This is a genomic window from Mycobacterium sp., from assembly GCF_036490025.1.
Lineage (GTDB): Bacteria > Actinomycetota > Actinomycetes > Mycobacteriales > Mycobacteriaceae > Mycobacterium.
In genome coordinates this window covers 23,727-32,950 of record NZ_DASXEP010000191.1, presented here as the reverse complement: position 1 = coordinate 32,950, position 9,224 = coordinate 23,727, and the positions used below count along the sequence as shown (strand labels likewise).

The window sequence follows — 9,224 nt, the reverse complement described above, 5'->3', positions numbered from 1 at the left end:
GCGGCGGCCAGCAGGTCGGCGATCTTCTTGGTGTATGCCGCTACGCCTCGGACGGGCTCGGTGTCACCGGGCCAGTAGCCGACGATGTCGTCGGCCAGAATGTCCATCCCGCGCGACATGTCGGGCGCCGCCCAGAACGCCGCAAAGAGCTCGGCGCTGAACTTCGGAGTCGTTGTGGGAGAGGCGGTTTGGGTTTCGGTCATGGTTCCTCCTAGTGATGAGCGGTTCATTGCAAGTCTTTCCGGTGGGTTAAGGTCGCACAATTACCTCGGAGGTCATCGCCATGGGACTAGGTCTGATGTGTCCGACTCCTCAGCGGCCCGATGGGCTCGCATCGTCGCCGGACTAAGGTCGCGAGTATGGCACTCAACGTGGAGATGGTCACGTTCGACTGCGCCGACCCCATGACGCTTGCGGAGTGGTGGGCGCAGCAGTTCGAAGGTGAGACGCAGGAATTGATCCCGGGAGAATTCATCGCGGTCGTTCGGCCGGAGGGCCCGCGGCTGGGTTTCCAGAAGGTCGCCGATCCGACACCCGGCAAGAACCGGGTACACCTGGATTTCGGCGCCGCCGATGTCGAGGCCGAGGTAAGCCGGCTCAAGTCCGCCGGTGCTACCGAGGTCGAACGGCACAGCATCGGGGATAGCTTCCGCTGGGTGGTGCTTGCCGACCCGGCCGGCAACGCCTTCTGCGTGGCCGGCACGGGCTAATCGCCGCGCCAACCTAGACTGTTGCCGTGACGTCTGGGCTCACTCACGCGATCGATACCGTCGAGCGGGCCTTGGCCACCCCCGACCAGCCGCAACCCTTCCGCGAACTCGGCCTCAAAGACGACGAATACCAGCGGATCCGCGACATCCTGGGGCGCCGGCCGACCGACGCCGAGCTGGCCATGTACTCGGTGATGTGGAGCGAACACTGCTCCTACAAGTCGTCCAAGGTGCACCTGCGGTACTTCGGCGAGACCACCACCGACGAAATGCGGGCCGGCATGCTGGCCGGCATCGGCGAGAACGCCGGCGTCGTCGACATCGGCGACGGCTGGGCGGTCACCTTCAAAGTCGAGTCGCACAACCATCCGTCCTATGTCGAGCCCTACCAGGGCGCGGCCACCGGCGTCGGCGGCATCGTCCGCGACATCATGGCGATGGGTGCTCGGCCGGTCGCGGTGATGGACCAGCTGCGGTTCGGTGCCGCGGACGCCGCGGATACGCGCCGGGTGCTCGACGGCGTGGTGCGCGGCATCGGCGGCTACGGCAACTCGCTGGGCCTGCCCAATATCGGCGGCGAAACTGTTTTCGACGCGTGCTACGCGGGCAACCCGTTGGTGAATGCGTTGTGCGTCGGGGTGCTGCGCAAGGAAGACCTCCATCTGGCCTTCGCTTCGGGCGCCGGCAACAAGATCATCTTGTTCGGCGCGCGGACCGGACTCGACGGCATCGGCGGTGTATCGGTGCTGGCGTCGGAAACCTTCGGCGGCGACGAGTCGGGTTCGGGCCGCAAAAAATTACCCTCGGTGCAGGTCGGCGACCCGTTCACCGAGAAGGTGCTCATCGAATGCTGCCTCGAGCTGTACTCCGCCGGGCTGGTGATCGGGATCCAAGACCTCGGCGGAGCCGGTTTGTCGTGTGCCACATCGGAACTCGCATCGGCCGGCGACGGCGGGATGGCGATCGAACTGGACACCGTGCCGTTGCGGGCCAAGGACATGAGCCCCGCCGAAATCCTGTCCAGCGAGTCTCAAGAACGCATGTGTGCGGTGGTCGCGCCGGAGAACGTGGAAGCGTTCATGGCGGTGTGCCGCAAATGGGAAGTACTGGCCAGCACGATCGGCGAGGTCACCGACGGTGACCGGCTGCAAATCACGTGGCACGGTGAGACGGTCGTCGACGTGCCGCCGCGCACCGTGGCCCACGAGGGGCCGGTGTACCAACGTCCCGTCGCCCGCCCCGCGTCGCAGGATGCGCTCAACGCCGATCATTCCAGCGGCCTGCCGCGGCCGGTCACCGGCGACGAGCTGCGCGCGACTTTGCTTGCGCTGGTTGGCAGTCCGCACCTGTGCAGCCGATCGTTCATCACCGAGCAGTATGATCGCTACGTGCGCGGCAACACCGTGCTGGCCGAGCACGCCGACGGCGGTGTGCTGCGCGTCGACGAGTCCACCGGTCGCGGTATCGCGGTGTCGACCGACGCGTCGGGCCGCTACACCATGCTGGACCCCTACGTCGGCGCCCAGCTTGCGCTGGCCGAGGCCTACCGCAACGTCGCCGTCACCGGCGCGACTCCGGTCGCGGTGACCAACTGCCTCAACTTCGGCTCACCGGAGGATCCGGGGGTGATGTGGCAGTTCTCGCAAGCGGTCCACGGTTTGGCGGACGGCTGTGCGGCACTGGGCATTCCGGTGACCGGTGGCAACGTCAGCTTCTACAATCAGACCGGTACGACGGCGATCATGCCCACCCCGGTGGTGGGTGTCTTGGGTGTGCTCGATGACGTCACTCGCCGCATCCCGACGGGTATGGGCACTGAGCCGGGCGAGACGCTGATCCTGCTCGGCGACACCCGCGACGAGCTCGACGGTTCGATCTGGGCGCAGGTCACCGCCGATCATCTGGGTGGGCTGCCGCCGGCGGTGGACCTGGCCCGCGAGCGACTGTTGGCCGACGTGCTGAGTGCGGCGTCCCGCGACGGGTTGGTGTCTGCGGCTCACGACTTGTCCGAAGGCGGCCTGGCGCAGGCGGTGATCGAATCCGCGCTTGCCGGCGAAACAGGTTGCCGCATCGTGCTTCCCGAGGGCATCGATCCATTCGTCATGTTGTTCTCCGAATCGGCCGGCCGGGCGCTGGTGGCCGTGCCCCGCACCGAAGAGAGCCGCTTGGCCTCGATGTGCGAGGCGCGAGGCTTACCGGCCACCCGTATCGGTGTCGTCGACCAAGCGTCGGACGCGGTAGAGGTCCAGGGGTTGTTCACGGTTTCACTGGCGGAGTTGCGCGGCACGTCTGAAGGAGTGCTGGCCGCTCTGTTGCGATGAGCGCCGAGCCGGTTTCCGTGGCGGCCGAGCCTCGCGGGCGGCATCCGCTAGTGGTCTGGGCGTGGAGCCTGCTGCGGCTGAAATTCGTCGGGGTCGCGTTCGGCTCCTTGTTCTTCTGCTTGTCGCTGACGCCGTCGCTGATGCCGCGAGATTGGTTGTTTCAAGGGCTGATTGGCGGTGTCAACGCTGCATTCGGCTACGGCCTGGGCGTGCTGATCGGCAAGACCGTCTACCGCGTCGTGTTGCGAAACGCCCGCTGGTGGCCGCCTCCGGCGCGAGTGGCGTTCGCGATGAAGGCGGCCGTGGTGGTGCTCGCGCCGGCGGCGTGTGTGCTGATGCTGATCCCTGCTGCGTCGTGGCAGCGGCAGGTTTCCGCGCTGATGGGCATCGAGGGGCCGACCACCTACGGGTATCTGCGCACGCTGGCCGTCGCGGTGTTCGTCGGCGCGCTGCTGGTGTCCGCGTTCCGGGTCATCATCGATGCCGTCAAGCTGCTCGCCCGAATGCTGATCAGGCGCTGGCACGTGCATGACGAGGTGGCGTTGTTCATCGGCACCGCCATCGTCGTGGCCTTGCTGGTGATGTTGATCGACGGCGTCCTGGTACGTGGCTTCTTCGCCGGCGCCAACGCGGTCTTCCAGCCGCAGGACAGCGAAACCCCGGCCGGCGTATCGCAACCTCGACTCGCCGAAAGGTCCGGCAGTCCAACATCATTGGCGGCATGGGAAACTCTGGGATACCAAGGCCGCGCGTTCGTCGGCACCGGGCCGCGCGCAGCCGAACTGGGCAAGCTGAACGGCAGGGCGGCCAAGGAGCCGATCCGGGTGTACGCCGGGCTGCACACCGCTCCCGACGACCAGGGCCGGCTGCAGGTACTCGTCAATGAGCTCGTTCGTACCGGCGCATTCAGCCGCAAGATCGTGGTGATCGCGCCGACCACCGGCACCGGTTGGGTCGACCCGGCGGCCGCGAGTTCGCTGGAAATGATGTACAACGGCGACACAGCGATCGTCGGTATGCAGTATTCCTTTCTGCCGAGCTGGATTTCGTTTCTTGCCGACCGGCAGAAGTCCATGGACTCCGGCCGGATGTTGATCAACGCCGTCCACGACCGCTGGGCGCAATTGCCGCCAGACCACCGGCCCAAGTTGGTGCTCTATGGCGAGAGCCTGGGTTCGATGGCCGGCCAGGCCGCGTTCCGGTGGCTGCCCGACATACGCGGGATGGGCTTCGACGCGGTGCTCTGGGTCGGCCCGCCGCAAGAGAGCCCGTTGTGGCATGCGTTGATCGTGCGGCGCGATCCGGGCTCCACCGAAGTACAGCCGCGGTACGACAGCGGGCGAACCGTGCGGTTCTCCGACGCCATCGATTCCGCGGACGTCAGCCGAGTCGCGGGGCTGCCGTGGGACGGTACTCGCGTGCTGTTTTTGCAGCACCCATCCGATCCGGTCGTCTGGTGGTCCCCCGATCTGCTGTTCACACAGCCCGACTGGCTCATCGAGCCACGCGGCCGAGACCGCAGCGCGTCGATGCACTGGAATCCGGTGGTCACCTTCTGGCAGGTCAGCGCCGACCTCACCGACGCCGAAGGCGTGCCCGGCGGGCACGGCCACAATTACAGCAACGACATCCTCGATGGTTGGGTCGCCGTGGCTCCGCCGGATGGCTGGACTGCGGCCGACACCGAGCGCATCCGTGCGGCGCTGAAGAACTCCGGCGGCGATAGCGTGCCTAAAAGCTGATGCAGCACAACGAGTTTCGCTGAGAATCTGAGCTATGGCCGCACGTCATCAACCCGACCCGGTACAGACCCGCGAGGCGGTCCGCGCTGTCGAGGACTGGTTACGCGACGACACCCGCCCGGCTCCCAGCCGTACAGATCTGGCGGCGGTGGTTCGACTCACCGCACGTACCTTGGCTGCGCAGGCGCCGGGCGCCAGCGTCGAGGTCCGCATTCCGCCGTTTGTAGCGGTGCAATGTATCCCCGGGCCGAGGCATACCCGGGGCACGCCACCTAATGTCGTCGAGGCCGATCCGCGAACGTGGCTGCTGCTGGCCACCGGACTGCTGAGGTTGACGGACGCCAGCGCCACCGGGGCGCTGCATCTCTCCGGCGCGCGAGCCGATGAGATCCAGACCTGGCTACCGCTGGTGCGGCTGGCCGATTAGGTCAGCGGCGCAAGTCCGGAACGCACCAGATCGACACTGGCGGCGACGATTTCACCCAAGTCGGCGCTGCAGCCGTCGTCGCCCCACTTCTGCACCGCCACCACAAGCGCCGCCGCCAGGGTGGCTCCCGCGACCTCGGCGACGAGGTCGAGGTTGGGGACTCCGGGGTAACGGGCCTTGATGAAGCCGGTCAGCACCTCGGCGAACGATGACTGCACCACGCGTAGATGCGCGGCGACGCGGTCAGCGGAGATCAACGTCGAGCGGGCGATCGCGGCCTGTCGAACCACTTCCAGATCGTGCGGGAAGCTTTCGACGCTGGCCAACACGGCATCGAACAACGACTCCGACGCGGGCCGGTGCACCAACGCTTCGGCCAGCCATTCCAGGTGGGTGTCGTAATCCTGGAACAGGACAGCTTCCTTGCTGGGAAAGTGCCGAAAGAAAGTCCGCTCCGTGACGCCGGCTTCGGCGGCGAGCTGCGTCACCGTCACATGGGCAAAGCCCTCGCTGGCGAACTTGGCCAGCGCGACCCGGCGCAGCGCCTCATGCGTCGATCTGCGGCGCAGCTCATGCAGGTTGGTCGGCTCGGCCATCGCGCCAGATGCTATCCCGGATTGTCCGAACATGTCAGTCCCGACATCTTCCTATTATGTCAGTACTGACATATTCTGCTGGGTGCGCGGCCGGGAGCGGTCGGCGGAAGGGATTCGAGGCATGACTGACTATGACGCGATCGTTGTCGGCGCCGGGCACAACGGCCTGACGGCGGCGGCCATCCTGCAGGGCGCCGGTCTGCGCACGTTGTGCCTGGAGGCCAACGCCTACAGCGGTGGAATGGCCGCGACGGTCGAGCTCATCGACGGGTTTCGCTACGAAATCGCGGGATCGGTGCAGTTTCCCACCGCCCCCCAGATCACCAAAGAGCTTGGCCTGGACGCTCTTCCGACCGTCGACACGGAGGTGATGTCGGTCAATATCGGTGAGTCCGGCGAGGAGCCGATGATCTTCTACCGCGATCCGATGCAGCTGATGACGCATCTCGGCGAGAAGCACGGCGGCGACGCGATCACGGGCATGGCCGAATTGATCGCCTGGAGCCAAGGGCCCGCGAAGGCGCTGGGCCGATTCGAGGTGCGCACGCCACCCAAGACGCTCGACGAGATGTATACCTGCGCGGCCAACGAAGGCGAACGCGCTGCCATCCATCAGATGCTGTTCGGTTCGGCGATGGACGCCATCGACCGCTACCTGCCGGACAAGGAGAAACACGCAATCCTGCGCGGGATGCTGGCGTTTCTGGCGGTGAACTCCACCTATCGCGGCCCCTACACTCCGGGCAGCGCCACTTGCCTGGCCTTTGCGCTGGCGGTGCCCGACGAAAGCACCGCGATGATGACCAAGCTCGCCGGCGGTATCGGAGCGCTCACCCAGCACCTGGATTCCCTCTTCGTCTCCCGCGGCGGCGAGATCCGATTCCGGACCAAAGCCGAGAAGATCCTGGTAGAGAACGATCACGTCACCGGCGTACGACTGCGCGACGAATCGACGATCAGTGCACCAGTGGTGGTGTCCAACCTCGCGCCTGACCTCACGCTCATCGACCTCGTCGGCGCGGAACATCTACCCCCCGACTTGACCGCGCGGATAAGCGGTCGTGACCATCGTGCGGCGTTTGTCCAGCTCCATTTCGCTCTCGATGACCTGCCGCGATTCGCGCCGCCCTACGAGCTGCTCAACGAGCCCGGCATGCAGCAGTCCATCGGCATCTTCGGCTCACCCGAGGAACAGCAACACCAGTGGGAGATGTGCACCCGCGGCTTGCTGCCGGACAATCCGTCGCTGGGAATGCAGATTCCGTCCTGTACGGATCCCGGCCTGGCACCGCCCGGCAAGCATGCCGCAAGCGCATTCGCCTATGCGTTCCCTGTCGAAGCCAGTCGCGACCAGCACGGGCGTTTGAAAAACGAGATGGCGCAACGGGTTATCGACAAGATCGCCCGCTATGCGCCCAACTTCCGCGACATCGTCATCCGGCATATCACCTTCGCGCCCTATCACATGCAGACGATGTTCGGCGCCCCGTCCGGCGATTTCTGCCACGGCCTGCTGCATCCGGACTTGATGGGACAACACCGGCCGGGACCCAAGGGCTTTATCGACCTGCCGGTCCCGGTCGATGGGCTGTATCTGGCAAGCGCCGGATGTCACGGCGGCCCGGGTATCACCTTCACTCCCGGCTACAACGCCGCCTACCAAGTGCTCGACGATCTCGCGTCTGGGCTTGCGCTCCGCTAAGCCAACGAGTGAACCCTGTGGCATGTGTGACTGGTAACACAGGTGGGAACGAAAGGCCAGGAAAAGCGGTCGCCGAGTGGCGCAACACGCCGAACCGATTCGGTGACATGCCTGTCGTTTCCGTAGACTTCACCAGGTCACCATCCGCCCGTCTGGGAGCCGCCGCACCGTGACCGTCCAAGAGCCAGTACCCGACGAGAACCCGCCCGGCGAAGAATGCGGCGTGTTCGGGGTATGGGCCCCGGGCGAAGAAGTCGCCAAGATGACCTACTACGGCCTCTACGCGCTGCAACACCGCGGCCAGGAAGCCGCCGGCATCGCCGTCGCAGACGGATCGCAAGTGCTGGTGTTCAAGGATCTCGGCCTGGTCAGTCAAGTCTTCGACGAGCAGACATTGACGGCAATGGAAGGCCACGTCGCGGTCGGGCACTGCCGGTACTCCACCAGCGGCCAGACCACCTGGGAGAACGCCCAGCCGGTGTTCCGCAATACCGCGGCCGGCACTGGAGTTGCGTTGGGGCACAACGGCAATCTGGTAAACAGTGCCGAACTCGTCTCGCGCGCCCGCAAGGCCGGCCTAGTCAATACCAAGGTCCCCGGCGCGGCCAACACCGACTCCGACATCCTGGGCGCGTTGTTGGCCCACGGCGCCGCCGATTCCAGCCTGGAGCAGGCGGCGCTGGAATTGCTGCCGACGGTGCGCGGCGCATTCTGCTTGACGTTCATGGACGAGAACACCCTCTACGCCGCCCGTGACCCGTTCGGTGTGCGCCCGTTGTGTCTGGGACGACTGGACCGCGGCTGGGTGGTCGCCTCCGAAACCGCGGCCCTGGACATCGTCGGCGCCTCGTTCGTCCGCGACATCGAGCCGGGAGAGCTGCTGGCGATCGACGCCGACGGCGTCCGGTCGACCCGCTTCGCCAATCCCGAACCCAAGGGCTGCATCTTCGAATACGTCTACCTGGCGCGCCCGGACAGCACGATCGCGGGCCGATCGGTGCACGGCGCCCGGCTCGAAATCGGCCGCCGACTGGCCCGCGAAAGCCCGATCGATGCCGACCTGGTGATCGGCGTCCCGGAATCCGGTATCCCGGCCGCCGTCGGCTATGCGCAGGAATCCGGCATCCCCTACGGCCAGGGTCTGATGAAGAACGCCTACGTCGGGCGCACATTCATTCAGCCGTCGCAGACCATCCGTCAGCTCGGCATCCGGTTGAAGCTCAACCCGCTCAAGGAAGTCATCCGCGGCAAGCGGCTCATCGTCGTCGACGACTCGATCGTGCGAGGCAACACCCAGCGCGCTCTGGTCAGGATGCTGCGGGAGGCCGGCGCGGTCGAAGTGCATGTGCGGATCGCGTCGCCGCCGGTGAAGTGGCCGTGCTTCTACGGCATCGACTTTCCGTCGCCGGCCGAGTTGATCGCCAACGCCGTCGAAGACGAAGACGAGATGCTCGAAGCGGTGCGGCATGCGATCAACGCCGACACGCTGGGGTACATCTCGCTGCGGGGTCTGGTCGCGGCCACCGAACAACCGACGTCGCGGCTGTGCTCGGCCTGCTTCGACGGCAGGTACCCGATCGAACTGCCCAGCGAGACCGCGCTCGGCAAGAACGTCATCGAGCAGATGCTTGCCAACGCCGCGCGAGGCGCCGGGCAGCCAGACATTGTGGGCCACCAGATGTCGCCGGAGGCAGAGCAGGCCGCCGTGCTTCGGCATCCCTAGCCT

7 protein-coding genes and 1 pseudogene are annotated in these 9,224 nt (G+C 66.1%); 6 read left to right on the top strand and 2 right to left on the bottom strand.

Annotated features, from left to right (window positions below; translation table 11 throughout):
* Positions 1 to 203: pseudogene (locus tag VGG53_RS22560) on the bottom strand (nuclear transport factor 2 family protein); the annotation flags it as partial.
* A gap of 156 nt (positions 204 to 359) precedes the next feature.
* On the opposite strand from VGG53_RS22560, the gene VGG53_RS22555 reads away from it, so the two are divergent.
* Genes VGG53_RS22555 through VGG53_RS22540 form a run of 4 tightly spaced genes read left to right on the top strand, consistent with a single transcriptional unit; the run spans position 360 to position 5,200 of the window.
* Positions 360 to 710, top strand: a complete 351-nt coding sequence (locus VGG53_RS22555) for a VOC family protein (protein WP_331520342.1) — start codon at positions 360 to 362, stop codon at positions 708 to 710.
* 50 nt (positions 711 to 760) lie between these two features.
* Positions 761 to 3,031, top strand: a complete 2,271-nt coding sequence (gene purL, locus VGG53_RS22550) for a phosphoribosylformylglycinamidine synthase subunit PurL (protein WP_414689034.1) — start codon at positions 761 to 763, stop codon at positions 3,029 to 3,031.
* Positions 3,028 to 4,773, top strand: a complete 1,746-nt coding sequence (locus VGG53_RS22545; protein WP_331520340.1) for an alpha/beta hydrolase — start codon at positions 3,028 to 3,030, stop codon at positions 4,771 to 4,773. Before purL ends, VGG53_RS22545 begins: the two co-directional genes overlap by 4 nt.
* A gap of 34 nt (positions 4,774 to 4,807) precedes the next feature.
* The gene (locus tag VGG53_RS22540; RefSeq protein ID WP_331520339.1) at positions 4,808 to 5,200 is read left to right on the top strand and encodes a sterol carrier family protein; all 393 of its coding nucleotides are present in this window, start codon (positions 4,808 to 4,810) and stop codon (positions 5,198 to 5,200) included.
* Here VGG53_RS22540 and VGG53_RS22535 read toward each other — a convergent pair.
* Positions 5,197 to 5,796, bottom strand: coding sequence for a TetR/AcrR family transcriptional regulator (locus VGG53_RS22535; protein ID WP_331520338.1), 600 nt, complete (start codon positions 5,794 to 5,796; stop codon positions 5,197 to 5,199). The genes VGG53_RS22540 and VGG53_RS22535 overlap by 4 nt on opposite strands.
* A gap of 121 nt (positions 5,797 to 5,917) precedes the next feature.
* On the opposite strand from VGG53_RS22535, the gene VGG53_RS22530 reads away from it, so the two are divergent.
* Both VGG53_RS22530 and purF read left to right on the top strand, forming a co-directional pair.
* Positions 5,918 to 7,498, top strand: coding sequence for an NAD(P)/FAD-dependent oxidoreductase (locus VGG53_RS22530; protein WP_331520337.1), 1,581 nt, complete (start codon positions 5,918 to 5,920; stop codon positions 7,496 to 7,498).
* 169 nt (positions 7,499 to 7,667) lie between these two features.
* Positions 7,668 to 9,221: an amidophosphoribosyltransferase gene (gene purF, locus VGG53_RS22525; RefSeq protein WP_331520336.1), complete on the top strand. Its 1,554-nt coding sequence runs from the start codon at positions 7,668 to 7,670 to the stop codon at positions 9,219 to 9,221.
* Positions 9,222 to 9,224: the final 3 nt, after the last annotated feature.